At 64.9% G+C, this 25,549-nt stretch carries 23 protein-coding genes; 6 read left to right on the top strand and 17 right to left on the bottom strand.

The features are described from left to right. Positions 1-193: 193 nt before the first annotated feature. Positions 194-676 carry a GNAT family N-acetyltransferase gene (locus ABKF58_RS15485; RefSeq protein WP_482581771.1) on the top strand — a complete coding sequence of 161 codons (483 nt, stop codon included), beginning with the start codon at positions 194-196 and terminating at the stop codon, positions 674-676. Positions 677-857: 181 nt separating this feature from the next. On the opposite strand, the gene ABKF58_RS15480 is transcribed toward ABKF58_RS15485, so the two are convergent. Next, positions 858-2,531, bottom strand: coding sequence for a methyl-accepting chemotaxis protein (locus ABKF58_RS15480; RefSeq protein ID WP_482581769.1), 1,674 nt, complete (start codon positions 2,529-2,531; stop codon positions 858-860). Positions 2,532-2,663: 132 nt separating this feature from the next. Then, positions 2,664-3,794: a patatin-like phospholipase family protein gene (locus ABKF58_RS15475; RefSeq protein ID WP_482581767.1), complete on the bottom strand. Its 1,131-nt coding sequence runs from the start codon at positions 3,792-3,794 to the stop codon at positions 2,664-2,666. Positions 3,795-4,160: 366 nt separating this feature from the next. Between ABKF58_RS15475 and ABKF58_RS15470 the strand changes: the two genes are divergently transcribed. Together ABKF58_RS15470 and murI are read left to right on the top strand one after the other, a co-directional pair. Beyond that, on the top strand, positions 4,161-5,195 hold the full coding sequence (locus ABKF58_RS15470) for a Glu/Leu/Phe/Val family dehydrogenase (RefSeq protein WP_482581765.1): 1,035 nt from the start codon (positions 4,161-4,163) through the stop codon (positions 5,193-5,195). Positions 5,196-5,372: 177 nt separating this feature from the next. After that, the gene (gene murI, locus ABKF58_RS15465; RefSeq protein ID WP_482581764.1) at positions 5,373-5,930 is read left to right on the top strand and encodes a glutamate racemase; all 558 of its coding nucleotides are present in this window, start codon (positions 5,373-5,375) and stop codon (positions 5,928-5,930) included. Between the two features lie 239 nt (positions 5,931-6,169). On the opposite strand, the gene ABKF58_RS15460 is transcribed toward murI, so the two are convergent. From ABKF58_RS15460 to betC, 3 genes are read right to left on the bottom strand one after another with little or no spacing between them, the layout of a single operon-like run. Then, complete coding sequence (locus ABKF58_RS15460) at positions 6,170-7,834, bottom strand: ClcB-like voltage-gated chloride channel protein (protein ID WP_482581763.1); 1,665 nt, start codon at positions 7,832-7,834, stop codon at positions 6,170-6,172. Between the two features lie 7 nt (positions 7,835-7,841). Continuing rightward, positions 7,842-8,792, bottom strand: coding sequence for a choline ABC transporter substrate-binding protein (gene choX / locus ABKF58_RS15455; RefSeq protein WP_482581761.1), 951 nt, complete (start codon positions 8,790-8,792; stop codon positions 7,842-7,844). Between the two features lie 31 nt (positions 8,793-8,823). Then, positions 8,824-10,353 carry a choline-sulfatase gene (gene betC, locus ABKF58_RS15450; protein WP_482581760.1) on the bottom strand — a complete coding sequence of 510 codons (1,530 nt, stop codon included), beginning with the start codon at positions 10,351-10,353 and terminating at the stop codon, positions 8,824-8,826. A 105-nt stretch (positions 10,354-10,458) separates the two neighbouring features. Between betC and ABKF58_RS15445 the strand changes: the two genes are divergently transcribed. Continuing rightward, positions 10,459-11,403 (top strand): choline sulfate utilization transcriptional regulator, encoded by a 945-nt coding sequence (locus ABKF58_RS15445; RefSeq protein ID WP_482581758.1) that lies wholly within the window; start codon positions 10,459-10,461, stop codon positions 11,401-11,403. Between the two features lie 138 nt (positions 11,404-11,541). Here ABKF58_RS15445 and ABKF58_RS15440 read toward each other — a convergent pair whose 3' ends face one another. From ABKF58_RS15440 to ABKF58_RS15420, 5 genes are read right to left on the bottom strand one after another with little or no spacing between them, the layout of a single operon-like run. After that, on the bottom strand, positions 11,542-11,766 hold the full coding sequence (locus ABKF58_RS15440) for a formate dehydrogenase subunit delta (RefSeq protein ID WP_008954204.1): 225 nt from the start codon (positions 11,764-11,766) through the stop codon (positions 11,542-11,544). A gap of 15 nt (positions 11,767-11,781) precedes the next feature. Next, positions 11,782-12,627 carry a formate dehydrogenase accessory sulfurtransferase FdhD gene (gene fdhD, locus ABKF58_RS15435; RefSeq protein ID WP_482581755.1) on the bottom strand — a complete coding sequence of 282 codons (846 nt, stop codon included), beginning with the start codon at positions 12,625-12,627 and terminating at the stop codon, positions 11,782-11,784. Then, a complete protein-coding gene (gene fdhF, locus ABKF58_RS15430; RefSeq protein ID WP_482581753.1) occupies positions 12,624-15,476 on the bottom strand; it encodes a formate dehydrogenase subunit alpha in 2,853 nt (950 codons plus the stop codon). Before fdhF ends, fdhD begins: the two co-directional genes overlap by 4 nt. Positions 15,477-15,486: 10 nt before the next feature. Beyond that, on the bottom strand, positions 15,487-17,031 hold the full coding sequence (locus ABKF58_RS15425; protein WP_482581750.1) for a formate dehydrogenase beta subunit: 1,545 nt from the start codon (positions 17,029-17,031) through the stop codon (positions 15,487-15,489). Beyond that, positions 17,028-17,507, bottom strand: a complete 480-nt coding sequence (locus ABKF58_RS15420) for a formate dehydrogenase subunit gamma (protein WP_482581748.1) — start codon at positions 17,505-17,507, stop codon at positions 17,028-17,030. The genes ABKF58_RS15425 and ABKF58_RS15420 overlap by 4 nt, the downstream gene beginning before the upstream one ends. 310 nt (positions 17,508-17,817) lie before the next feature. Here ABKF58_RS15420 and ABKF58_RS15415 point away from each other — a divergent pair, with 310 nt between their 5' ends. Then, complete coding sequence (locus ABKF58_RS15415; protein WP_482581746.1) at positions 17,818-18,924, top strand: substrate-binding domain-containing protein; 1,107 nt, start codon at positions 17,818-17,820, stop codon at positions 18,922-18,924. A 58-nt stretch (positions 18,925-18,982) separates the two neighbouring features. Here ABKF58_RS15415 and ABKF58_RS15410 read toward each other — a convergent pair whose 3' ends face one another. From ABKF58_RS15410 to ABKF58_RS15380, 7 genes are all read right to left on the bottom strand, one after another. Beyond that, positions 18,983-19,705, bottom strand: a complete 723-nt coding sequence (locus ABKF58_RS15410; protein ID WP_482581745.1) for an aquaporin — start codon at positions 19,703-19,705, stop codon at positions 18,983-18,985. A gap of 87 nt (positions 19,706-19,792) precedes the next feature. After that, positions 19,793-21,547, bottom strand: coding sequence for an arsenical pump-driving ATPase (gene arsA, locus ABKF58_RS15405; RefSeq protein ID WP_482581744.1), 1,755 nt, complete (start codon positions 21,545-21,547; stop codon positions 19,793-19,795). 20 nt (positions 21,548-21,567) lie between these two features. After that, a complete protein-coding gene (gene arsD / locus ABKF58_RS15400; RefSeq protein ID WP_482581742.1) occupies positions 21,568-21,930 on the bottom strand; it encodes an arsenite efflux transporter metallochaperone ArsD in 363 nt (120 codons plus the stop codon). 13 nt (positions 21,931-21,943) lie between these two features. Then, positions 21,944-22,261: a low molecular weight phosphatase family protein gene (locus ABKF58_RS15395; RefSeq protein WP_482584392.1), complete on the bottom strand. Its 318-nt coding sequence runs from the start codon at positions 22,259-22,261 to the stop codon at positions 21,944-21,946. Beyond that, positions 22,224-22,424: an arsenate reductase/protein-tyrosine-phosphatase family protein gene (locus ABKF58_RS15390; protein ID WP_482581741.1), complete on the bottom strand. Its 201-nt coding sequence runs from the start codon at positions 22,422-22,424 to the stop codon at positions 22,224-22,226. The genes ABKF58_RS15395 and ABKF58_RS15390 overlap by 38 nt, the downstream gene beginning before the upstream one ends. Before the next feature lie 5 nt (positions 22,425-22,429). Further along, entirely contained in the window at positions 22,430-22,801 is a 372-nt protein-coding gene (locus ABKF58_RS15385) for an ArsR/SmtB family transcription factor (RefSeq protein WP_482581739.1), read from the bottom strand. 210 nt (positions 22,802-23,011) lie between these two features. After that, the gene (locus tag ABKF58_RS15380) at positions 23,012-24,265 is read right to left on the bottom strand and encodes an Hsp70 family protein (protein WP_482581737.1); all 1,254 of its coding nucleotides are present in this window, start codon (positions 24,263-24,265) and stop codon (positions 23,012-23,014) included. Between the two features lie 434 nt (positions 24,266-24,699). Here ABKF58_RS15380 and ABKF58_RS15375 point away from each other — a divergent pair, with 434 nt between their 5' ends. Next, positions 24,700-25,470 (top strand): ABC transporter substrate-binding protein, encoded by a 771-nt coding sequence (locus ABKF58_RS15375; RefSeq protein ID WP_482581736.1) that lies wholly within the window; start codon positions 24,700-24,702, stop codon positions 25,468-25,470. Positions 25,471-25,549: the final 79 nt, after the last annotated feature.

Below are 25,549 nucleotides of genomic sequence, written 5' to 3'. Positions count from 1 at the left end.
TAAGTACTTGAGCCAGCAAAATGCTGGCTTCTTTTTTGTATTCGACGATGCATAGATGATGCATAAATGTCATCACCCAATGACATAAACGCGCTTTGTGATATCCCTGAATGCCCATAGTATTGCTTGCTTAGCGACAGGCCCCGGACAAACACCCATACAACCTAGGCCATTAACGAGCATGAGAGTCCCCATGAACATCACCATTCGCCCTGCCCATAGAGAAGATGCCGCACTGATTCTGCGTTTCATCACCGAGCTGGCCATTTACGAGAAAGCTGGGGACCAGGTGGCCGCCACCGTGGTGTCCATCGAAGCCAGCCTGTTCGGCGAGGATTCGCCGGCTCGCGCGCTGATCTGCGAGGTAAATGGCGAGGCGGCGGGCTATGCCGTCTACTTCTTCAATTACTCCACCTGGCAGGCGAAAAAGGGGTTGTATCTCGAGGATTTGTATATTTCGCCAGCCATGCGCGGTGATGGCGCCGGCAAACGCATGCTGCAGCATCTGGCGGCCATTGCGGTGGAAAATGGCTGCGGCCGTTTCGAGTGGAGCGTGCTGGACTGGAACCAGCCCGCCATCGATTTCTACCGGTCGATCGGCGCCGAGCCGCAAGACGAGTGGGTGCGCTACCGCATGTCGGGGTCCCCGCTGCGGGACTTTGCCGCCAGCGCCTGAGACGGTCGCAGGTCCACCGGAAATGCCGCGCGCCAACGATGAGAACCTGGCTCGCTTATCACGAAGACGGAGCCTTTGGAGCCGGTGAGGGCGAGGGGGTGTCAACCAAAGCAAAGAGGGTGCCCAAGGCACCCTCTTTGTTTGATTTAAAACGGAGCACGGTCAAGCGGCAAGCCGTTTCTCAGCCTTGCAACAGCGCCTCGTGCTGCAGTCCGAACATCAGGCCGCCCCAGTGCCTGCCCTGGTGGTAGATCGGCACCGAGACCAGCGCGAAGATGTCGCCGACGTCGCGCACGTAGGCCTGGAACAGGAACTCGCTCTTGTCGGTGCTGGTTCGATGCAGCATCGGGTTGCCCTTGTGGAAGCGCTTGTCGCGGCTTACCAGCGTGTTGCGTGCCACATCGTCGGTCTGCGGTTGGCAGTATTTGCTGACGTGGGTGGGAGGATAGGCCTCGTCGCCGACGCAGATCACCGCCGGGTCGCAGCCCGGCATGTCGGCGGCCAGCCGGTCGAAGTAGGGGCGGAAGAGCTGCTCGTAGGCCTTGTCGTAACTGGTGTGGTACTGCTGCGGGTTGGTGCCGGGAATCGGCTTGAAGGCCTTGTCGAACAGATCGAGCCCCTGGCCGGCGAGCTGCTCGAGCATCGCTTCGCACTCCACCTTGCTCTGGCGCAACCGGGCGGTGATGCGGTCGAACGCGGCGTCTGCCACCTGGAACAGGCCGAGTTTGGCCATGACCTGCTCGGCCGAGCCGATCAGCTCCCGAGAGGGGCCGATGCTGCCCTCCATCAACGTGGACATCTGTTCCGACAACTGATGCATGCGCCCGACGCTGCCGTGGATGTCGCGGTTGTTCTCGCTCAGGGTGCTCATGGCGCCCTGGATGGCACCGATCTCGCGATTGACCTGCTGGCTGCCCTGGACGAACTGGTTGAGCTGGCTCGTGGCGTCATCCAGCACGTCGCTCGCCTTGAGGATGCTCTCGGCGATCGACTGTGCCGCCCCTGCCGTCTGCCGCGATTGTTCGTGGATTTCCTGTACCTTGCCGCCGACGCTCGAAGCGAGGGTGTTGGTGCGTTCGGCGAGCTGGCGCACTTCGTCCGCCACCACCGCGAAACCGCGCCCAGCCTCGCCGGCGCGGGCCGCTTCGATGGCAGCGTTGAGCGCCAGCAGGTTGGTCTGATCGGAAATGCCGCGGATCTGCGCCACGCTGGAGATGATCGCCTCGGAGTCCTCCAGCAGCTTGTCGATGCTCCGGGTGAAGCCGGTCATGATCTGGGCAGCCTCCCGCGCATTCTGGTTGGCCACCGCCATCTCCTGGCTGGTGCTTTCGGCCCCCTGGGTCAGTTCGCTGGCCACGCCGGAGATCACGCTGACGCTGGCACTGACGTTTTCCATTTCGGCGCTACTGCGTTCGGTGCGAGCGAAGATGCCTTCGGCCAAGGTTTCCTGTTCGCGCGCCTTGTTGTCGGCATCCTTGATCTGCTTGCCGATCTGCGCCGCCTTGATCGACAGCACGATGTTGTTGTGGCGTACGCCCACCATGGTCTCGCACACCGTGCCCCGGTACTTGTTGGCCGATTCCACCGAAGTGCGCAGCGCACCGCCCACCGCCGGGTATTGGTAGGTCAGGTTGCGCGCATGCTTTTGCTGCACATGGTGGATCGCCCCTTCGAAGCGGCTGAGCGGCCTGAAAACCTGGTTCACCAACCAGACGGTGCTGGCCGCCAGCAGCACGATGGCCGCGCTGGCGAACCCAGCGGCCGCCATTCCTGCGCCCAGATTGAGCAGCAGCAGGCTGCCCAGCACCGTCACGGCAAGTTGACTCAGCACGACCCCAATGAAAATGCGCTTCATGTATTTGTTCCTTTTTTGTCGTTCTTTTTCTGCAACGCCGATGGCGCCCTGCCGCCATGCCTTGCGCGGGTGCGCGGCGCGGCGGCACGGGCGTTGTCGACGTTGCTGGTCCCCAATGAGGAGGCGGCGCTGTCAGACGAGTTCGGTGGCGTCCTCCGTGGCAGCGGCCCTGTCCCGATGCCGGCCCGGCGGCCCGGCGAGATCCAGCGCGGCGGCGTGGTCGCGGCAGAAAGCTTGCCCGGCACGGTAGCCGACGTCGAACAGCAATTCGAGGTTGGAACTGGTCCAATCCATCACCTGCGGCCAGTGCTCGTCAGGAATGCCGCCCATCAGGTCAACTTTAAGCAGCTGACGTTTAGGCTGGCCGGTAGCGGGGTCGATGTTGTGCTTGTATTCGAACAGGCGGATGTCGTCCTTGGCGATTTCCACCAGCGGCGTGATGATCGAGTGCACCCAGGCGTCGTAGAGCCCGCGCGGTTTGCGGATCAGCTTGTCGGCACCGAGGATGTCGAACACCACCAGCGTGTCGATGTCGCAGTGCTTGCCGGGTGAAGCCGGGTCATCGTTCACCAGGGCCTTGAAGTTGAGCGTATCGATGGCGGCGCCTTCAATGTAATCCTCGCCATCCAGCGTGTAGGGCGGGTAGATCAGCGGGAAGGAGAAGGCCGCCTTGAGGTGCTCCGGTGTGATCTCGTCCTTGCCCCAGATGACCATCTTCTCGCGGTTCATGTTATAGGCATTGATGTAGAACTCGGGCGCTACGGCGGCAATGGCATCGAAGTCGACGACCTGCTCGGCAAATGGCAGGTGAGCGCATAGGCCCAGGCTCGATGGCGACAGGTTGCTGGGCGACATCGTGGCGAGACCGAGCTTGACCCAGTCTGAAAACAGCCCGCTGCCAAACGGCGAGCTGGGATCGAAGAACGGGGCGGTGAAAGGGTTGCGGGCGAGCCAGTCGCGATACGCGGCGGCTTCGGCTCCCGGTTTCATGAAGACCTTGTAATTGACCGGCAGCATGCCGTAGATCGGGTCCGAGACGCCAATTTGCGCCCACTGCCGCAATGCCTCGATGGGATCGCCGGCCTTGGGGGCGGCATAGAGCAAGCCCATCAGCGCGCCGGCCCCTGAGGTGGAAATCACGTCGAACTCCACCCCATGCTCCAGGAAGGCAACCAAAGCTCCCGCCATCAGCGTGGAATTGGGGGCGCCACCGCCTATCAGCAGGGCTTTCTTGTGCTTCTTTGTCACTGCCTTTTCTGCCATGGTCATTCTCCAGACGAACATCGCCATATCATAATGAAAACCAAATGTAATTGCCGATCGAATTTTTACCGATTGTCGGGTTACGAATGCAAGGCAATATCTCGTGGAGTTTGCACGATCATTATGAAAATTGATTGATCTCGACGCGTGCCGGAAACCTTCCGACAACGACACCTGACGGGCGGGCACAACACCTTGCGAGGCGCCGCCTCCCACAGAATCTTCCTCGGCCGATGCCGTGGTACACAGGCGCGCCGCGATTGGGTATGCTGTTACCGTCCGGTGACAAAATTGCCGGGCTGGCGGGCCGCACCTACCGCAACACAACAAGGGTGCCCAATAACCACACGTTATGGAGCAGATACCGTGAGCATTTTTGAATTGCCCGATTTCGACGGGCATGAGCAGGTCGTTTTCGCCTCCGATTCCCAATCCGGTCTCAAAGCCATCATCGCCATCCACAACACGCACCGTGGCCCGGCCATGGGTGGCTGTCGCATGTGGGCCTACCCCGACAGCACCGCCGCCGCGACCGATGCGTTGCGCCTGGCGCGTGGCATGACCTACAAGAACGCCATGGCTGGCCTACCCATCGGCGGTGGCAAGGCGGTGATCATCGGCGACGCCCGCACCAGCAAATCGCCCGAACTGTTCCGTGCCCTGGGCCGCGCCATCGACCAGTTGGGCGGTCGCTACATCACGGCAGAGGACGTGGGCACCAGCCCGGCCGACATGACCTTCGTGCGCGAGCAGACCCACTACGTGGCCGGCCTGTCGGGGGATCTGGGCGGTACCGGCGATCCGTCGCCGGCAACGGCGCTGGGCGTGTTCGTGGGTATCGAAGCGGCGGTGCGCCATCGCCTCGGCGTCGATTCGGTCGCTGGCCTGACGGTGGCTGTGCAAGGGCTTGGGCATGTCGGGTATGATCTTGCCCGTCGCCTGCACGAGGCAGGAGCCCGGCTGATCGTGGCCGACATCGACCGTGCCAACGGCGAGCGTGCTGCCGCCGAATTCGGCGCCCGCATCGTGGCTCCTGACGAGATCGTCGACGCCCAGGCCGACGTGTTCGCCCCCTGCGCCCTGGGCGCGGTGTTGAACCGGCAGACCCTGCCACGGCTCAAATGCTCCGTCGTCGCCGGCGCGGCCAACAATCAGCTCGCCACCGACGACATCGGCGAAATGCTGCGTGATGCCGGCGTACTGTACGCACCGGACTACGTCATCAACGCCGGCGGCATCATCAAGGTCTGCGCCGAGTACCTGCAAGAGCCGGTGGACAGCGTGGAAGGTCGTGTGCGCGCCATCTCCGGGACGCTGGATGAAGTGTTCCAGATGGCCGAGCGCGACGGCATCGCCACCAGCCGCGCCGCGGACACGCTGGCTCGGGCGCGCTTCGCCTGAAGGCACTGCGTCTTGCACGGAGCGGCTACGCCGCTCCGTGTCGGTAAATACGCCGCCTTCCTCGAGGGGGGCGGCGTTTTCGATCGCTTCGGCGACAACCAAACAACAACGAAATGATACCCGTCGGGCGACGACGGCCATGATGACGCAACAAAGGGTAGGGCAACGATGATAGGCATGTTCGATTCCGGCCTGGGCGGACTCTCGGTGTGGCGCGAGCTGACCCGGCTGCTGCCACAGGAGCCGGTGATCTACCTCGCCGACCGCGCCTATTGCCCTTATGGCGGGCGCAGCCACGAGGACATCCTGGCCCGATCGGAAAAAATCACCCGTTACCTGGTCGGCCAGGGAGCCGGGCTGATCGTCATCGCCTGCAATACGGCCACCAGCGCCGCCGCGCGTGAATTGCGCCGACGCCACCCCGAGCTGCCCATCGTCGGCATGGAGCCGGCGGTCAAACCGGCTGCCCTGCACTCGCGCAGCGGGCAAATCGCCGTGCTGGCGACCCGCGCCACCTTGAAGGGTGACAAGTTCCTGGAGCTGAAGGCGCAGTACGACGACAGTGTCGACATACTGCCACTACCGGGCGATGGCTTCGTCGAACTGGTGGAGAATGGCGACCTCGCCAGCGAACAGGCACAACGCGTGGTGGAGCGTCAGTTGCAGCCCCTGCGGGCGCACACCGTCGACCAGGTGGTGCTGGGCTGCACTCATTACCCGTTTCTCTCCCCCTGATCGAGCGTGCGCTACCGGCTGGCGTCAAGCTGATCGATCCGGCTCGGGCGGTCAGCCTGCAGGCCGAACGTCTGTTGCAGCGGCACGGCCTCTCCAGCCCCCCGGGCACCGTGCCAGCCTATCGTTTTGTCACCACCGGTGAAGCACCCGGCATGCGCCATTTTCTGCGTCAGGTCCTGGGGTATCATGCCGAGGTGGATACGGTGGACCTCGATCGCATCCCCGCCCATTGAGGCGGCTTATAAAAACGGCCAGCGCGTCCCCAGCAGTTTCAGCAGGTCGTTTTTTCTCAAGTGCCCCAGCAGCTCGCCCTTAGCTCCGATCACCGGCAGCCGCTCGCCGTGGTGGGCGGTCATCAATTCCAGGCTTTCGGCCAGGCTCATGTCGGCGCTGACGCGGGGAAAATCCAGACGTATCAACGCGTCGGGAATTCGGCGGTCCGGATCGCTTTCCTGTCGTTGAATAGCATGAAACTCGTGGATCGGCACCGCACCCATGAAGCCCCGCCGGGGATCGGTGATGTAGACATGCTGCCAGCGCCAGTGGGCAAAGGCATCCGCCAGTTGCCGCAGGCTGGCGGGGTAGGGAAGATGCGGAGTGTTCTTCTGCATGATGTCGAGCACGGCATGTCGGTCCTTTTCGCTCTTGGGCAGGGCATGGGCGTAAATCGAGCGGCAACCGAGCAGGCGGACGGTCAGATGCGCGGTGGCTACCGCCAGCATCAGCGGTACGGCAGCGCCGGGCGTGCGGGTCATCTCAAGAAGCATGATGATGGCCATGAGTGGGGCCTGGGTGGCGGCGACCAGGAAGGCCCCCATGCCGGCCACCACCCACAAGGGACCGGCCGGCTGGCCGGTCAGTCCGGTTATCGCATGGCCGCACACGGCGCCCAGAACGGCACCGACGAACAGGGTCGGCGTGAAGATGCCCCCCACCGCCCCCGAGCCGGTGGCGGCCGCGGTGGCCAGCAGCTTGCAGGTCAGCACGCCCAGCAGCAAACCGAGCGGCCAGGAGGTGTGCAGCAGCTGGCCGACGGTGCTGTAGCCGTTGCCCCATACGTGGGGTGTGAGCAGCGACAAGCCACCGACGCATGCCCCGCCTAGTCCCAGCTTGAACCATAGCGGCAGTGGCAGTTGGCCGAAGATGGCCTTGCTCCGATGCAACAAGCGCTGAAAACCTGGCGTGAGCAGACCGGCGACGATGCCCAGCAGCGCAAACCCTAACCCGCTGTTGTCTCCCTGTGTGGTCAGCGGGGGCAGTTGATAGATAGCGGTGTCGGCAAACAGGCAGCCGCTGGTCAGCTGCGCGCCGGCGGCCGCCAGCAGCAAGGGGCCCAGTGTTTCAATGGTGACCGAGCGCAGGATGATTTCACCGACGAACAACGCGCCGGCAACAGGTGTGTTGTAGGCCGCACTGACGCCGGCGGCGGCACCGCAGGCGAGCAGCAGGCGGCGGTGGGCGGTGCCGAACCGGCCCAGCGCAGCCGGCAGGTTGCCGGCCAGGGCAGCCAGCTGGATCATCGAACCTTCCCGTCCGATCGAGCTGCCCGAGACAATGGACATGGCCGACGAGGCGGCGCGCAGCAGGGTGGCACGCAGTGAGAGCCGGCCATCGCCCAAAGCAATGCTTTCCATGTAGTCGGAAGCATGCTGCCGAATCTGCGGGAGCTGTTGCAGGATCCACCCCGCCGCGATGCCTCCGATGACGGGCGTCAGCACGCGCAGCCCGGGAGAGAGCGCGCCGGCCACCTGCACCGGACCGCCATCGTCGCCGAATAGCCAGCGGCTCGCGCCATCGAGCAGCAGGCGGAAACCGTGAGTCGCCAGGGCGCCCAGGCAACCGGTGAGGGCTGCCGCCGCCAGTAGCAGCGACAGCCCGAACGGGGAGGAGCGATGCGGAGTCATGCCCGGCTTACTTGAGCTGCAGCGCCTTCTTGACGGCCGCCGGGCCGTCTCCACCCTGGGTGGTCTGCACGCCGGCCAGCCAACTCGCCAGAAGCTCCGGCGATTGCTTCAACGCCGCCCTGGCCGCGACCTTGGCATCCTGCTTCTTGTCGAGGATGTCGCTGATGATGCGGTTTTCCAGATCGACGTTGAACTTCATCTGGGCGAACAGCTTGCCGGCATTGGGGCACTGGCTGGCAAAGCCCTTGCGCGTGACGGTATGCACGCTGGCGCTGCCGTAGTTGGGGCCGAAGTAAGCGTCGCCACCGGCCAGGTAGTTCAGCTTGAACTTGGTGTTCATGGCGTGCGGTTCCCAGGCGAGGAACACCACGAAATCCTTGGCGGCGACCTTGCGGGTGACCTGGCTCAGCATGCCGGCCTCGCTGGATTCCACCAGCTGCCAGTCACCCAGGTTGAAGTCCTTGGCCTTGATCATGTTCTGGATGTTGCGGTTGGCCGGGGCTCCCGCTTCGATGCCATAGATCTTGTGCCCGAATCGATCGGCGTGTTTCTGCAGATCGGCAAAGCTCTTCACCCCCGCGGCGGCGACGTAGGAGGGCACGGCCAGGGTGAATTTCGCCTGATCGAGGTTGCTTTGCAGCGATACGATCGAGCCATCCTGGAGAGGTCCTTCCACCATCGGTTTCTGGGCCGGCATCCAGTTGCCGAGAAACACGTCGGCCTGGCCCATCTGAAGACCGCGATAGATGATCGGAACCGACAGCGTGTCGGCTTTCTGGTGATAACCCAGCGCCTCCAGCACGATGCCGGCAATGGCGTTGGTGGCCGAGATATCCGCCCAGCCCGGTTCGGGCATGCGGATGGTGGTGCAGGACTCGGGATCGGCAGCCCAGGCGGCGTGGCCGGCGCTCAGTGCCAACAGCGCGCATGACAGGGTAAACGTGTGTGTGTAACGCATGGTACCTGCTCCTTCGTTTGGGCGATGGGATTCAACCACCGTGTCCGTGAACTTTGGGGAAGCGCGCCATTGCTTCGAGCGTGTCGAGCTCGATGTGGTTGCGCATGTATTTCTGGCTGGCATCCTGGAAGGGTTGGAAGTCCCACGCCTTGCGTTGCCCCATCGTTTGCGCCTCGTAGTGGAAGCGCCGGCGTTGCTGGCTGGCCAGAACCTCCTGATGCAGCGCGGGCAGGTCCCAGCGTTCGGCCACCTCCCGGCGCAGGGCGTGCATGCGGTCGGCCTGGCTCGGGTCGTCCGCCAGATTGTTTCGTTCCAGCGGATCCACGCGCAGATCGTACAACTGATCCGGATCGACAGGGCTGTGGATGTACTTGAAACCGCCGCGCCGGATCATCACGAGCGGGGCGATGGCGCCTTCGCCGAGGTATTCGCCGATGACTTCATCGTGCCCGCCTTGCCCGGCGAGATGAGGCCACAGGCTGCGCCCGTCGAGGGGTTCTGGGTGGGCGGGGCTGTCGCCGTCATGCGCGAGGTCCACCAGCGTGGGCAGTATGTCGGCCAGCGAGACCGAGGCGCCGACACGGCCGGCAGGGAAGCGTGCCGGTGCACTGACGATCAGCGGCACGCGGGCAGCGCCCTCGAAGAAATTCATCTTGTACCAGAGTCCGCGCTCTCCCAGCATGTCACCATGATCCGCCAGCAGGATGATGATGGTGTCGTCGGCCTGGCCGGTCTGCTGCAGGGCGTCCAGCACCGCGCCGATCTGGTCGTCCACAAAGGAGACCGCGCCGTAATAGGCATGCCGGGCATTGCGAATCTGCTCGTCGCTGAGCGGGGTGCTGTCCATATCGCTGACATGGCGCAGCCGCAGGCTGTGCGGGTCGGCCTCCACGTCAGCCGCCGTGACCTTGGGCATGTCGATCTCGTCGTGCCGGTAGCGGTCCCAGTAGCGCTGCGGGATGGCGTACGGGTCGTGCGGGTGGGTCAGCGAGACCACCATGCAGAACGGACGCGGGTCGTTGCCGCGGGCGAGGTCGAACAGCTTCTGCCGCGCGGCGAACACCACCTCCTCATCGAAATCGAGCTGGTTGGTCCGCACGCAGACGCCGGCATCGATCACCGAGCCCATATTGTGATACCAGGTTGGACGCACTTCGGGCTGCGTCCAGTCCGGCGTCCAGCCGAAGTCGGCAGGGTAGATGTCGGTGGTCAGGCGTTCTTCAAAACCGTGCAGCTGGTCGGCGCCACAGAAATGCATTTTCCCGGAGAGGATGGTGTGGTAGCCGGCATGGCGCAGGTAGTGGCCGAAGGTCAGGACTTCCGACGGCAATTCCGATGCATTGTCGTAGCCGTGGATGCGCGAGGGAAGCTTGCCAGACATGAACACGTAGCGGGCGGGTGCGCACAGTGGGCTGTTGGTATAGGCCGAATCGAACACCACCCCGGAGTGGGCCAGTTTGTCGATGTTGGGGGTTTGGCAGACGGTATTGCCGTAGGCGGCCAAAGCGCCCGGCGTCAATTGGTCGGCCATCATAATCAGGATGTTGGGTTTCTTGCTCACGACGCGCTCCCTTGTCATTGGCTTGGCTTATGCTTGGAAACAATGTAGCGTCTGATAACAACCGTGTGAACGCTATAAAATGATATGAAGGCATAAGAGAACCATATGGCAAAACCATCCCGGCTTCCGGCCTTGCACACCTTGCTCTATTTCGAAGCGGCCGCGCGCCACCTCAATTTCACGGCGGCGGCGGCCGAGCTTGGCAGCACGCAGCCGGCGGTCAGCTTGCGCGTGGGGCAATTGGAAAGCGAACTCGGCGTCCCCTTGTTCACGCGGCGCCATCGCGGAGTGAGCCTGACGGCGGACGGAGCGCGTCTCTTCGAAGCGGTGCGTCAGGGGCTGGACCTGATCGGGGAAGTGACCGGGGAGATACTGGCGCGCCGGCGCCAGCCCTTGCTCACCCTGGCAACCGACTTCGGTTTTGCCGCCTATTGGTTGATGCCGCGCTTGCCTGCGCTAAGAGAGGAGATGCCGGAGCTGGAAGTCAGGATCATCACCTCGCAGCAGGCGATCGACCTCCGCGATGAGGTGATCGATGTCGCCATTGCCTTCGGCGAAGGGCACTGGCCGGGCTGCGTGGCCGAGAAGCTGCTGCCGGAAAGTGTCGTGCCCGTGTGCAGCCCGTCCTTCCTCGCGGCGTCGGGCTGGCGGCGCGAGACGATTCCCTGGGCCGAGGTGCCCTTGCTTCACCTGGAGCGTCCCACCCCGGCACGGTGGATGGACTGGCCCGACTGGTTCCAGCGGCATCGGCTGCCCGATCATCATCCCGGGCACGACCTGACCTTCAACAATTATCCCTTGGTGCTTCAGGCCGCCATGAGCGGACAGGGCGTGGCCTTGGGCTGGCTGCCGCTGGTGCAGGATCTGCTGGCAGGTGGACAACTGGTCAGTCTGGTCGATGCGCCGATCACTACGCCGCGCGGCTATTTTTTGGTGCTGCGGGAGTCGACCCGATTGACGGGCGTAATTGGGCGTTTCCGACGCTGGGCGCGTGAGGTGTGCGCGAATGGGGCTCAGGAACAGGCTGGGCCGGACGGTACATCCGCATAGGGTGACGACAAGAGGGTAGGCAGGCGGAGAGCTGGCTCGCGAAACCGGGCGAAGCCGTTGGCCTGGTCGACACGCCGCATGAAAAAGGCCCGGCAGCCGCCTTCGGGTGCCGGGCGTTGGGGCTATCCGCTCGGGCGATCAGACCTTCCAGTCGTCATCGGCCTGCAGTGCTTCGAGTACGATCCCGCTCAATTCGGCACCGTCGCCTTGCTGCAGGTACTGCTGCAGTTCGCGGCGCATGCGCGGTTCCCAGAAGCGTTTGATGTGTTGCGAAATGCCCGCGAGGGCTTCCTGGCGATCCGGCATGGCCTCGAAGAAGCTGCCGATCTGGTTGGCCATGCGGGTCAGGTGATGTGTATCCATGGTGCGTTCTCGGTTTCAATCGGAGGAGCGTGGGAGCGGGGCGGCGATACGTTCGGCATGGCTGTAGGCGACCCAGCGCTCGGGGCGGGCAAAGCCGATCAGGCACAGGCCGGCCTGTTGGGCAAGGTCCACCGCGAGCCGGGTCGGGGCCGAAATCGCCACCAGGGTGGAGAAGCCGGCGGTCACGGTTTTTTGCACCATTTCCATGCTGGCGCGACTGGTGACCACCATGAAGCCATCGCGCTCGGCGGGGTGCGAGGCCAAGGCCGCACCGATCAGTTTGTCGAGGGCGTTGTGGCGGCCGACGTCTTCACGCAGCAAACGCAATTCGCCGCTGTCGTCGCACCAGGCGGCGGCGTGCGTCGCCCCGGTAACTTGCTGCAGCGCCTGATGCCGGCGCAACCCGGTCAGGGCACGCCGCACCGCCTCGGCATTCAGCGTTCGCGGCTGCGCCAGAGGCCGCAAGGGACGAATGGCGCGCGCCAGGCTTTCGGTCCCGCATAGCCCGCAGCCGGTACGGCCGGTGAGGTTGCGGCGCATTTCCTTGAGCCGGGCGAAGCAGCCGGCGGCAATCTCGAGCTTGACCGTGATGCCGTCGCAGCCCGTCTCCACCTGGATGTCGAACACTTCTTTCGGCGTGTCGACGATGCCCTCGCTGATGGCAAAACCCAGCGCGAAGTCTTCCAGGTCGAGCGGAGTCGCCAGCATCACCGCGTGCGAGATGCCGTTGAACTCCAGCGCCACCGGAATTTCTTCGGCCAAGGTGTCGAGGCTGTCGGCCACCACCCCGTTTTGCCAGGTTTGCACCTGACGGGTGGTGGCGCCGCTGGGGCTAGGTGAGGACTCGGGCGCCCCCATCATGCCTTGCCTTCTCCAGCCTGCTCGAGCAGTTCGAGCTGGGTCTGGTTGAAGCGCTGGTAGCTTTGCTGCCACTCGGACGGCTGCGTTACCGGCAGCACCTGCACCGCAGTCACCTTGTATTCCGGACAGTTGGTGGCCCAGTCCGAATTGTCGGTGGTAATCACATTGGCGCCGGATTCCGGGAAGTGGAAGGTGGTGTACACCACGCCCGGCTGCATGCGCTCGCTGACCTTGGCGTGCAGCACCGTCTCGCCGGCACGGCTGGTCACCGCCACGCTGTCGCCATCCTTGATGCCGCGCTCCTCTGCATCGTGCGGATGAATCTCCAGCACGTCTTCCGGATGCCACATGCTGTTGGCGGTGCGGCGGGTCTGGGCACCCACGTTGTACTGCGACAGGATGCGGCCGGTGGTGAGGATCAGCGGGAAGCGCCGGTTCACCTTTTCATCGGTGGCGATGTACTGGGTGACGAAGAACTTGCCCTTGCCGCGCACGAAACCGTCGATGTGCATGGTCGGGGTGCCATCCGGCGCGTCGTCGTTGCACGGCCACTGCACGCTGCCGTGCTTGTCGATCTTCTCGTAGCTGACACCGGCAAAGCTCGGTGTCAGACGGGCGATCTCGGCCATGATCTGCGACGGATGGGTGTAGTCCATCTTCATGCCCAGAGCGTTGGCCAAGAGCTGGGTGACTTCCCAGTCGGCGTACTTGGCCAAGGGTTTCATCACCTGGCGCACGCGCGAGATGCGGCGCTCGGCGTTGGTGAAGGTGCCGTCCTTCTCCAGGAACGAGGAGCCGGGCAGGAACACGTGGGCGTACTTGGCGGTTTCGTTAAGGAAGATGTCCTGCACCACGATGCATTCCATCGCCGACAGCGCGGCGGTGACGTGCTGGGTGTTGGGATCGGACTGCACGATGTCCTCGCCTTCACAGTACAGGCCCATGAAGCTGCCCGAGAGCGCGGCGTCGAACATATTGGGGATGCGCAGGCCCGGCTCCGGGTCCAGCGTCACGCCCCAGGCGTCTTCGAACAGGTGGCGCGTGGCGTCGTCGGAAATGTGGCGGTAGCCCGGCAACTCGTGCGGGAAGGAACCCATGTCGCACGAGCCCTGCACGTTGTTCTGGCCGCGCAGCGGGTTGACGCCGACGCCTTCACGGCCGATGTTGCCGGTGGCCATCGCCAGGTTGGCGATGCCGATCACCATGGTGGAACCCTGGCTGTGCTCGGTGACGCCCAGGCCGTAGTAGATCGCCGCGTTGCCGCCGGTGGCGTACAGCCGCGCGGCGCCGCGTACCAGCTCGGCCGGCACGCCGGTGATCTCGGCGGTGGCTTCCGGCGAGTTTTCCGGCTTGGCGACGAAGTCTTTCCAGTCGTGGAAGGATTTCTCCTCGCAGCGCTCGGCGATGAAGTCGTCGGCCAACAGCCCTTCGGTGACGATGACGTGCGCCAGCGCGGTGATCATCGCCACGTTGGTGCCGGGTTTCAGCGGCAGGTGGTAGTCGGCCTGGATGTGCGGGCTGTTGATCAGATCGATCTGGCGCGGGTCGATCACGATCAATTTTGCGCCCTCGCGCAGGCGCTTTTTCATGCGCGAACCGAACACCGGGTGGGCATCGGTGGGGTTGGCGCCGATCACCAGGACCACGTCGGTCTGTTCGATCGACTTGAAGGTCTGGGTGCCGGCCGAGGTGCCGTAGGTCTGGCCCAGGCCGTAGCCGGTGGGAGAGTGGCAGACGCGGGCGCAGGTGTCGACGTTGTTGTTGCCGAAGCCGGCGCGGATCAACTTCTGCACCAGGTAGGTTTCTTCGTTGGTGCAGCGGCTGGAGGTGATGCCGCCGATGGAATCCTTGCCGTACTTGGCCTGCAGGCGCTTGAACTCGCCGGCGGCGTAGGCGATGGCCTCTTCCCAGCTCACTTCGCGCCACGGGTCGGTGATCTTGCTGCGGATCATCGGCTTGGTGATCCGGTCCGGGTGGGTGGCATAGCCCCAGGCAAAACGGCCCTTGACGCAGGCATGGCCCTCGTTGGCCTTGCCGTCCTTCCACGGCGTCATGCGCACTACCTGGTTGCCCTTCATCTCGGCCTTGAAGCCGCAGCCGACGCCGCAGTAGGCGCAGGTGGTGATCTTGCTGTGCTCGGGCTGGCCGAACTGGATGACCGATTTTTCCTGCAGCGTGGCGGTCGGGCAGGCGTCAACGCAGGCACCGCACGACACGCACTCGGACTCCATGAAGGCCTCGCTCTGGCCCGGCGACACGCGGGAATCGAACCCGCGGCCGGAGATGGTCAGCGCGAAGGTACCCTGAGTTTCCTCGCAGGCACGCACGCAGCGGTTGCAGACGATGCACTTGGCCGGGTCGTAGCTGAAGTAAGGGTTGGATTCGTCCTTCGGGCTGTCCAGGTGGTTTTCGCCGGCCAGGCCGTAGCGGACCTCACGCAGGCCGGTGACACCGGCCATGTCCTGCAGTTCGCAGTTGCCGTTGGCCGAACAGGTCAGGCAGTCGAGCGGGTGGTCGGAAATGTACAGCTCCATCACCCCCTTGCGCAGGCTTTGCAGTTTGTCGCTCTGGGTGCGGACTACCATGCCGGCCTCGGCCGGGGTGGTACAGGAGGCGGGAAAGCCACGCCGGCCTTCGATCTCGACCAGGCACAGGCGGCAGGAGCCGAACGGTTCCAGGCTGTCGGTGGCGCACAGTTTGGGCACCATGGTGCCGGCTTCGGCGGCGGCACGCATCAGCGAGGTGCCTTCCGGTACGGTGACCTGCTGGCCGTCGATTTCCAGGGTGACCAGCTTGTCGGAAACGCGGGCCGGGGTGCCGAAGTCGGTGTCGTGAATCTGGGTGTTCATCGTCTGTTCCTTACTCTGCCGCGTCGTTGGCACCGAAGTCTTCGGGGAAATGGTTGAGTGCCGACAGTACCGGGTAGGGTGTCATGCCGCCCATCGCGCATAGCGAGCCGTGCAGCATGGTGTCGCACAGGTCGCGCAGCAGGGCGATCTGCTGCGGACGTTTTTCATCTTTCTGGATGCGCTGGATCACCTCGACCCCGCGCGTCGAGCCGATGCGACAGGGGGTGCACTTGCCGCAGGATTCGATGGCGCAGAATTCCATGGCGTAGCGCGCCTGCTCGGCCATGTCGACGGTGTCGTCGAAGGCCACGATACCGCCGTGGCCGACCACGGCGCCGAGCGCGGCGAAGGCTTCGTAATCGAGCGGGGTGTCGAACTGCGACTCCGGCAGGTAGGCGCCGAGCGGACCGCCCACCTGCACCGCACGGATCGGCCGGCCGGAGGCGCTGCCGCCGCCGAAATCGTGCAGCAGTTCACGCAAGGTCAGGCCGAAGGCTTTTTCCACCAGCCCGCCGTATTTCAGGTTGCCGGCGAGCTGGAACGGCAGCGTGCCCTTGGAGCGGCCCATGCCGTACTCGGCGTAGAACGCGGCACCCCGCGCCAGGATCACCGGCACGCTGGCCAGCGAGATGACGTTGTTGATCACGGTAGGTTGGCCGAACAAACCGGAGAGCGCCGGCAGCGGCGGCTTGGCGCGTACCACGCCGCGCTTGCCCTCGAGGCTCTCCAGCATCGCGGTTTCTTCGCCGCAGACGTAGGCGCCAGCGGCCTTGCGCACGTCGAGCTTGAAGCGCTTGCCGGAGGCGAGGATGTTCTCGCCGAGGAAGCCGGCGTCTTCGGCCAACCTGATCGCCTGGTTCAGTACGTCGAAAGAATGCGGGTACTCGGAGCGCACGTAGATGTAGCCCTGGGTCGCGCCCACGGCGAGGCCGGCGATCGTCATGCCCTCGATCAGCATGAACGGGTCGTCTTCCATCACCATCCGATCGGAGTAGGTGCCGGAGTCGCCCTCGTCGGCGTTGCACACCACGTATTTCTGGGCGGCTTCGGCCAGCGCCACGGTGCGCCACTTGATGCCGGTCGGGAACGCCGCGCCACCACGGCCGCGCAGACCGGAGTCGAGCACTTCCTGCACGATCGCCGCGCCATCCATGCTCAGCGCGCGCTTGAGACCGGCAAAGCCTTCATGCGCCTGATAGTCGGCCAGCGACAGCGGGTCGGTGATGCCGACGCGGGCGAAGGTCAGGCGTTCCTGGTTCTTCAGATAAGGGATGTCCTCGGTCAGGCCGTGGCCGAGCGGGTGTTCCGAACCCTGGATCAGCGCGTCGAACAGCGCCGCCACGTCGTCGGCCTCGACCGGGCCGTAGGCGACGCGGCCTTGCGCGGTCTCTACCTCGACCAGGGGTTCGAGCCAGAACAGGCCGCGCGAGCCGTTGCGTACCAGCTCGATGTCGACACTGCGGCGCGCTGCTTCGGCGGCGAGGGCGGCGGCGGTGTCGTCGGCGCCCAGGGCGAGGGCGGCGGAATCTCTCGGGACAAACAGGCGGATGCTCATTGTGCCTCCTTCACGTTGGCCAGGAGGCGGTCGAGCTTGGCGGCGTCGACGCGCGAGACCATCTTGTCGTTCAACTGGATGTTCGGGCCGGTGGAGCACAGGCCCAGGCAGTACACCGGTTCGAGCCCGATGCTTTGATCGGCGCTACGGCCGTGCAGGCTACAGCCCAACACCTGTTCCGCGTGCGCGGTCAGCTCGCGGCTGCCGCGCGCCTGACAGGCCTCGGCCTGGCAGATCTGCAGCGTGTGCTGCGCTGGCGGTGTGGTGCGGAAATGGTGATAGAACGTGATGACGCCGTGCACTTCGGCACGCGACTGGCTGAGCGCCTTGGCGATGTCGGCCACCGCCCAGTCCGGGATAAAGCCCAGCGTATCCTGCACGTCGTGCAGAATCGGCAGCAAGGCGCCGGGCTGGTTCTGGTGCGTCTGGAGGATGGCCTGGAGCGACGCGTGCGCCAGGTCTTGTTCGGTCGTCATTGGATATCCCCTGTTGAAAACCTGCTTCCGATCTTGCTGCCGGCCCCGGTCGGGGCACAGGCGTGGCTCTTCACCCCGTCCGGGGCGCTCGCGACAGATCGTGAACAGATTTTGAGAGCCTGCTCTCAATCATTCTCGGACATCCTTGATTGTCCCGCTGAAAAGCGCGGCCGATCTGTCTGAATCCGACCCCGAATGGTTGGGAACACGCCATTCCATATGCTTCCAAAAACATAATGAAAGCCGTGATGAGCCGCAGTGTGCTAGGTTATAGGGTGCTTTTCAATATGAACCAGATTGCCGGACGATTATGCAATCAAAACATAATATGGCGCAGCGCCTGCGGGTGCAAAGCCAGCTGGTATGGGAACTGGCCGCCGACAGCGGCGACCAAATCCCGTTCCGCGTGATCGAGTTGCTGACGGCGGTGCAGACGCACGGCAGCCTGCTGACCGCCGCCAAGGCCTGCGACACCTCGTACCGGCACGCCTGGGGGCTGGTGCAGCAGGCGCAGGACGCGCTCGGGGTGCCGCTATTGGACATGGCGCGCGGCAAGGGCGCGCGGCTGACGCCGCTGGGGGAAAAACTGGTGTGGGCCAACCGCCGCATCAAGGCGCGCATCGGGCCCTTGCTGGAAACGCTTGCATCGGAAATCGAGACCGAACTGCGCCACGCCCTGCAGGCGGTAGGTGCGCCGCTGCGGCTGCACGCCAGCCATGGCTTTGCCGTGGAAATGCTGGTGCGCACCCTGAGCGCCGCGGGCATGGCCATCGACCTCAAGTACCGCAGCAGCCAGGACGCCGTGGCGGCGCTGCATGCGGGGGAGTGCGACCTGGCCGGCTTCCACGTGCCGCTGGGCGAATTCCAGAGGACGATCGCCGCCAGTTACGCCGAGCACTTCGATCGCCACGAGCAGCGCGTCATCCATATCGTGACACGGCGCCAGGGCCTGATGGTGGTGCGCGGCAACCCGCGCAAGATCTACGAAATCGCCGACCTGGGACGGCCGGAGGTGCGCTTCGTCAACCGTCAGCCGGGCTCGGGTACCCGGCTGTTGCTCGACAAGCTGCTGCAGAAAGCCGGCGTATCGCCGCTTCAGGTGCACGGCTATGAACAGGCGGAACTGACCCACGCGGCGGTGGCGGCGTTCATCGCCAGCGGCATGGCCGACGTCGGGCTCGGCATCGAGACCGCCGCGCGGCGTTTCGACCTGGACTTCCTGCCGCTGCAGACCGAGCGCTATTTCTTCCTGGTGCGCCGCGCGACGCTGGAGCATCCCGCGCTGCAGACCATGATTGCCGCCTTGCAAAGCGCCGAATTCCGGCGCGACATCGGCCAGCTGCCCGGCTACGATGGCGCCCAGTCCGGCGCCATCCTCAGCGTCGACGAGGCGTTTCCGGAGCTGGCGGCACCGTAACTGAGCCCGCCGGCCAGGGACGCGTCGGGCAACCATCGCCCGTCCCGGCAGGAAGGGATCAATCGTGCAGCGGCCTGGCCGCGCGATCCTCGGCGGCGTTGGCCATCAGGTCCAGCGCCAGCGGCGACTTGTCGCGCAGCAGCCAGCCGAAGAACACGGTGGCGGCCAGCGCGCCGGCCAGTTGCGCCACGATGAAGCCCGGCGTGTCGACAGGGCGGATGCCGGAGAAGGTGTTGGTGGCGGCACGCGCCAGCGTCACGGCCGGGTTGGCGAACGAGGTGGACGCGGTGAACCAGTAGGCGCCGACGATGTACGATGCCACGGCATAGGGCACCGCATCCGGCCGGCTGCGCGAACAGCCGAAGATCACCGCCAGCAGGCCGAAGGTGGCGACGAACTCGCTCCACCATTGCGACGGGCCGGTGCGGACATGTTGCGAGACGAACAACAGCGGTTCGCCGAACATGCCGTGCGCGGCCGCCACGCCGCAAAAGGCGCCGATGAGTTGGGCGAGCGTATAGAGCAGGGCTTCACGGCCGGACAGCTCGCGGCGCAGCGCCGCCGCCAGCGAGACGACCGGGTTGAAGTGGGCGCCCGAGGTGCCGCCGAAGGTCAGGATCAGCGCCACCAGGCCGCCGCCGGTGGCGATGGCGTTAGCCAGCAGCGCCACGCCGACATTCCCGCCCGACAGGCGCTCGGCCATGATGCCGGAGCCCACCACCGTGGCCAGCAGCAAGGCCGTCCCCAGCCACTCGGCCACTAAACGACGCGGTAAATCCATTGATTACTTCTCCCCCGGCTGGCGCAGTCCACGCTGCCCGGTGTTGCAGGTTTTATTGGTCATGATGGTGTTGTCTCTCAGCGCCGCTCAATGACGCGTCAGCCCTTGCAGCCGCTCGACACCGACCGGTTCCTCGGCCTGCAGCGGCACCACCGCCCAGCGCTGGGCATGGCGGGTGGCCACGGCATCGATCTGCGCCAGCTCATTGGCGGCACGTCGTCGCAACAGCGGCGACGTCGGATTGGCCAAGGCCAGGCTGTTGTTGATGATCCAGGCCCAGGGCTCGATACCGGCGCGGCGCAGATCGGACTGCAGGTTGGCGGCCTCGAGCACCGGCGTGGTTTCGGCCAAGGTCACGATCAGCACCTTGGTCTGGGCCGGGTCCTGCAACTGCATCATCGGGGTGGTGAAGTGGATGCCGCTGGCGCCCATCTGGCGCGCCACCTCGCGGTGATAGGCGCCGGTGGCGTCGAGCAGCAGCAGGGTGTGTCCGGTGGGGGCGGTATCCATCACCACGAACTTGCGTCCCGCCTCGCGGATCACGCGCGAGAACGCCTGGAATACGGCGATTTCTTCGGTGCACGGGGAGCGCAGGTCTTCTTCCAGCATGGCGCGGCCCTGCTCGTCCAGCCCCTTGCCCTTGGTGGCCAGCACCTGTTGGCGATAGCGCTCGGTTTCGGTGTGCGGGTCGATGCGGCTGACGCTCAGGTTGGCGAGCGAGCCCTCGAGCGTTTCCGTCAGATGGGCGGCCGGGTCCGAAGTGGTCAGATGGACCGGGTGGCCACGGCGGGCCAGCTCGACGGCGACGGCGGCCGCCAGCGTGGTTTTGCCGACACCGCCTTTGCCCATCAGCATGATCAGGCCGTGCCCGTCGCCCGCCAGTCCGTCGACCAGCGTGGCCAGATCGGGCGCGTCGGGAAGGACAATGGCCTCGACGGCGTCGCCCGCGCAGTCTTCCTGCGACGCCAGCATCCGGCGCAGCGCCGGCAACCCCACCAGGTTGTACGGCATCAGCGGCACGTGGTCGGTGGGGAGATCGCGCAGCACGGGCGGCAGCTCGGCCAGTGCGGCCTGTTCGCGCTGCCAGACGGCGGCCGCCAGCGCGTCACCCGACGTTTCCGATTGCGGCAGGATGCCGTTGACCACCAGGTAGTGCTGGGTCAGCCCGATGGCCGCCAGTTCTTCATGGGTGCGCGCCACCTCGCGCAGGGTCGAGCGTTGCGCGCGGGCGACCAGGATCAGGCGGGTGCGACGGGGGTCCGACAAGGCCTCCACAGCCCCCTGGTATTGGCTGCGCTGCTTTTCCAGTCCGGCCAGCGGGCCGAGGCAGGAGGCATCGCCTTTGCCTTCTTCCAGGAAACCGCTCCAGGCGCCCGGCAGTTGCAGCAGGCGGATGGTATGTCCGGTCGGCGCGGTGTCGAACACGATGTGGTCGTAGCCGGCCTGCAGGGCCGTGTCGGTCAGTAGCGCGGTGAACTCGTCAAACGCGGCGATTTCGGTAGTGCAGGCGCCGGACAACTGCTCCTCGATGCCCTTGACCACCGTCTCCGGCAAGACGCCGCGCACCGGGCCGACGATGCGGTCGCGGTAGGCCTGGGCAGCGGCCTGCGGATCGATTTCCAGTGCATTCAAACCCGGCACCGCGTCGATCGGCGTGACCACGTTGCCGATGGTGATGCCGAAGACCTGACCGACGTTGGAGGCCGGATCGGTGCTGACCAGCAGCACCCGTTTGCCTTGGTCGGCCAGCCGGATGGCGGTGGCGCATGCCAGCGAAGTCTTGCCGACACCGCCCTTGCCGGTGAAGAACAAAAACGGCGGAAGATGATCGAGGAACAGCATGGGCATCCTTTCTTGGAGGCTCAGCAGCAACCGCTGCCGGAACAACAACCCGAAGCCGGTTTCAGCTCTACCGCAAGCTGGCTGATGCCGGCCCAGCGCGCCAGCTCGGCGCGGCGCGGGTAGCGGCCGGCCAGCGCCAGTTCACCGTCCACCAGGATCAGCGGCAGGCCTTCCTGGCCCGAGCGCTCCAGGAACGCTTTGACGGCGGCGTTCTCGGCGAAGGCGAGCGGTTGCTGCGCCAAGTTGAAGCGGTCGATCTGGCCACCGTTCTGCTTCAGCCAGTCCACGTCGCTGGCAAACGTCACCAGCGCCTGGTCGACGTCCACGCCACAGACGCCGGAGCTGCAGCACAGTGCGGGGTCGAATACCTGAATGGTTGCCATGGGTGAATCTCCTTTACGCGGTCAGGGTGGCGATCTTGTCCATCTCGGCCTTCAGCGCGGCCTTGTCCTGCTGCAGCGTCGCCAGCGGCAGCGCCAGGAAGGCCTCGATACGGGCACGCAGAATGCGGTAGGCGGTCATGAAGGCCGCGTCGATTTCCTCGTCGGTACCGGTTGCGTGAGCAGGATCTTCCACGCCCCAGTGGGTACGCAGCACCGGACCGAGGTAGGCCGGGCAGGTTTCGCCGGCGGCGCTGGCGCAGACGGTGATCACGATGTCCGGGGTAGCCGGCAGGTTATCCCACGACTTGCTGTAATAGCCCTCGGTCGAGATGCCTTCGCGCGCCAGCAGGGCGAGCGAACGGGGGTGGACCTCGGCCGGTCGGCCGGCTGCCGGCGCTCATCGCGCGCCAGCCTTCCGGCGCCAAGTGGTTGAAGGTGGCCTCGCCCAGGATCGAGCGGCAGGAGTTACCGGTACACAGGAACAGGACATTCATTCGGTTCAACTTTCAGACGACGAGGTGGGAGTAGAGGAGCGCGCCGCCTCCGGGCAGCATGATTCGGCGGGCGGGACGAGGCAGTTCTCCGGGTGGCCGGCGCAACACTCTTCCGTCAGGTAAGCGATCAATTCGAGCATCTGGGGCAGGTTGGCCCGGTAACGCTGGAAGCGGCCTTCCTGCTCTACCGTGACCAGCCCGGCATGGTTCATGCCTTTCAGGTGGAAAGACACGTTGTTGGGCGGCAGATCGAGTGTGGCCGCGATCTGGCCGGCAACCATGCCGTCCCGACCGCACTTGACCAGCAGGCGGTAGATGTCGAGCCGGATCCCGGAGGAGAGCGATTCGAAGAGCTTGGTGGCGGTGTGCTTTTCCATAAATCAATACTACAAGAATTATTGAAATATAGTCCAGCCGGATTTCCCGCGCCGTTCCCACGCCGGATTGCCAAGGGAAGAGGGCGGCGCGAAGGTCGGAATCGGCACGCCGCCTTGAAACTGATAGAGAGATGATAGTTGGCGGGCCAGCCCGGCCGCGCATCGGCCCGCGAAGACCGCGCCGCGACGGGAACGGCGCTCCGGCGTCACTCAGGCAAAGCGCCGTGCCGCGTCCAGGGCCAGGCCGCAGCCGATGCTGCCGTAAAGATCGCCTTCCACCGCGCGTGCCGTCGGCAGCACGGCGGCGATGCGTTGGCGCAGCAGCGGCACGCCGCTGGCGCCACCGGTGAAGAACACGGTATCGACGTCACCAGCCTTGACGTTGGCGTCCACCAGCAGGCGGCGCACGGTGTTCTCGATGGTGTCGATCTGCAGGGCGATGGACTGGTCGAACTGGGCGCGCGTGATGTCGTGCTGCAGGCCGGCTTCGATTTCGCCGAGCGGCAGCGTGACCAGGTCGGCCGAAGACAGCCCGATCTTGGCCGCTTCCACCTGGATCGCCAGCCAGTGCCCGGCGCGCTTGTTGACCAGCGCGAACAGCCGGTCGAGCTTGTCGCTTTCCAGCGCCTCGTTGTACACGTCCTTCAGGCTAGCCAGGGCCTGACGGGTGTAGGCGAAGTTGATGGTGTGCCAGGTGGCGAGGTTGAAGTAGTAGCTGGATGGCATTTCGGCGCCGCTTTTGAGCCGGCTCTTGAGGCCCAACAGCGGCATCACCGCATGCAGGCTGAGCTGCTTGTCGAAATCGGTGCCGCCGATGTGCACGCCGCAGTTGGCGAGGATGTCGTCGCGCCGGTCGAGCTTGCCGGCGCGCTCCGGCGAGACGCGGATCAGCGTGAAGTCGGAGGTACCGCCGCCGATGTCGACCACCAGCACCAGTTCCTCGCGCTCGACGCGGCTCTCGTAGTCGAAGGCGGCCGCGATCGGTTCGAACTGAAATTCGATATCGCTGAAGCCGGCGCGGCGCGCGATCTCGCCCAGCGTGTCTTCGGCCAACTTGTCGGCCTTGGGGTCGTCGTCGACGAAGAACACCGGACGGCCGAACACCGCCTGGCGGAAGTGGCGCCCGGCCCGGCGCTCGGCTCGGATCTTGAGACCGTCGATGAACATCGCCAGCAAATCGAGGAAGCGCAGCACGCGCCCCTGCACCTCGGTCTGGCCGTTCATCAGGCCCGTGCCGAGGATGCTCTTGAGCGAGCGCATCAGCCGCCCCTCGTACCCTTCGAGGTACTCGCCGAGCGCGGCGCGGCCCACGGCCACCGAGTCTTCGTCGGCGTTGAAGAACACCACCGACGGCAAGGTCGCTTTGCCGTCTTCCAGTGCCAGTAGGCTGGGTTGGCCGGGGCGGTGCCACCCGACGGTCGAATTGGACGTGCCAAAATCCACGCCGCAGGCGTTGGTCGTCATGCTGCTCTTACTCCGCTTTGCTTCTGGAAGGCGCGCGAGTATAGCGGAAACTGGGCCATCCCGCTTGTCCACATTCTGTTGCCGGACCGATTTCGTAATCGCGACAGTCACGTACAGATGCGGGAAGTGGCGCGCCGGCCTTCGCCCCTGGTCGTCGTCATATAACAATGGCTCATGTTGTTGTTTCCAAACGATATATTGCCTATTTCACCTGGTTTTGTGCGGCGCAGCGACGGGCGCAACAGCGCCGTGAGGGCGATTGCTGGCGCGCCGATTTACTGAAATGATCGTCGCGCGGTCGAGGTTCGGGGCAGGCGAGAGGCGATGCCACCCCGAACCTCGACCGCGAAACCCACCTTTACCCCACATGCTTGCGGCGTGCCCACCACCACGGTTGCCGCGAAATAAGAGCCAAGATTGGCCGAGGAGAAAACATGAAGAAACTGGCTGCATGCCTGATGCTGTCGCTGGCGTCCGTCGGCGCTTTTGCCAAAGACTGGAAAGTCATCCGCTTCGGCGTTGATGCCAGCTACGCCCCGTTCGAATCGAAAGCTGCCGACGGCAAGCTGGTCGGTTTCGACGTCGATCTGGGCAATGCCATCTGCGAGAAACTGAAAGCCAAATGCGTGTGGGTCGAGAACGACTTCGACGGCATGATCCCGGCGCTCAAGGCCAAGAAATTCGACGGCATCCTGTCGTCGCTGTCGGTCACCGAGAAGCGCGCCGAGCAGATCGCCTTCTCCGACAAGCTGTTCAACGCCCCGGTGCGCATGGTCGCCAAGAAGGGCAGCAACCTGCTGCCCACCGCCGAATCGTTGAAGAGCAAGCGCATCGGCGTCGAGCAGGGCACCACCCAGGAAACCTACGCCAAGGCCTACTGGGAGCCCAAGGGTGTGAACGTGGTGCCGTACCAGAACCAGAGCCTGGTGCTGGCTGACCTGGGCTCGGGCCGCCTCGATGCCGCCCTCCAGGACGCGGTGCAGGCCGACATCGGCTTCCTCAAGACCCCGCAGGGCCGTGACTTCGCCTTTGCCGGCCCCGAGCTGAAAGACCCGAAAACGCTGGGCACCGGCACCGCGGTCGGCCTGCGCAAGGACGACGCCGACCTGCGCCAGCAGATCAACCAGGCACTCGCCGCCATTCACAAGGACGGTACCTTCGACCGCCTCGCCAAGAAGTACTTCTCCTTCGACATCTACAACTGATCGGTACTGATTCAGTCCTGCCCACGACGGGCGGGACTGGGACGTGCATGCTCCGGAGACACCCGTGGTTACGGTGTCT

It is taken from the genome of Pseudogulbenkiania sp. AW2-16, from assembly GCF_056824575.1.
This window is presented reverse-complemented; position numbering and strand designations above follow the sequence as displayed.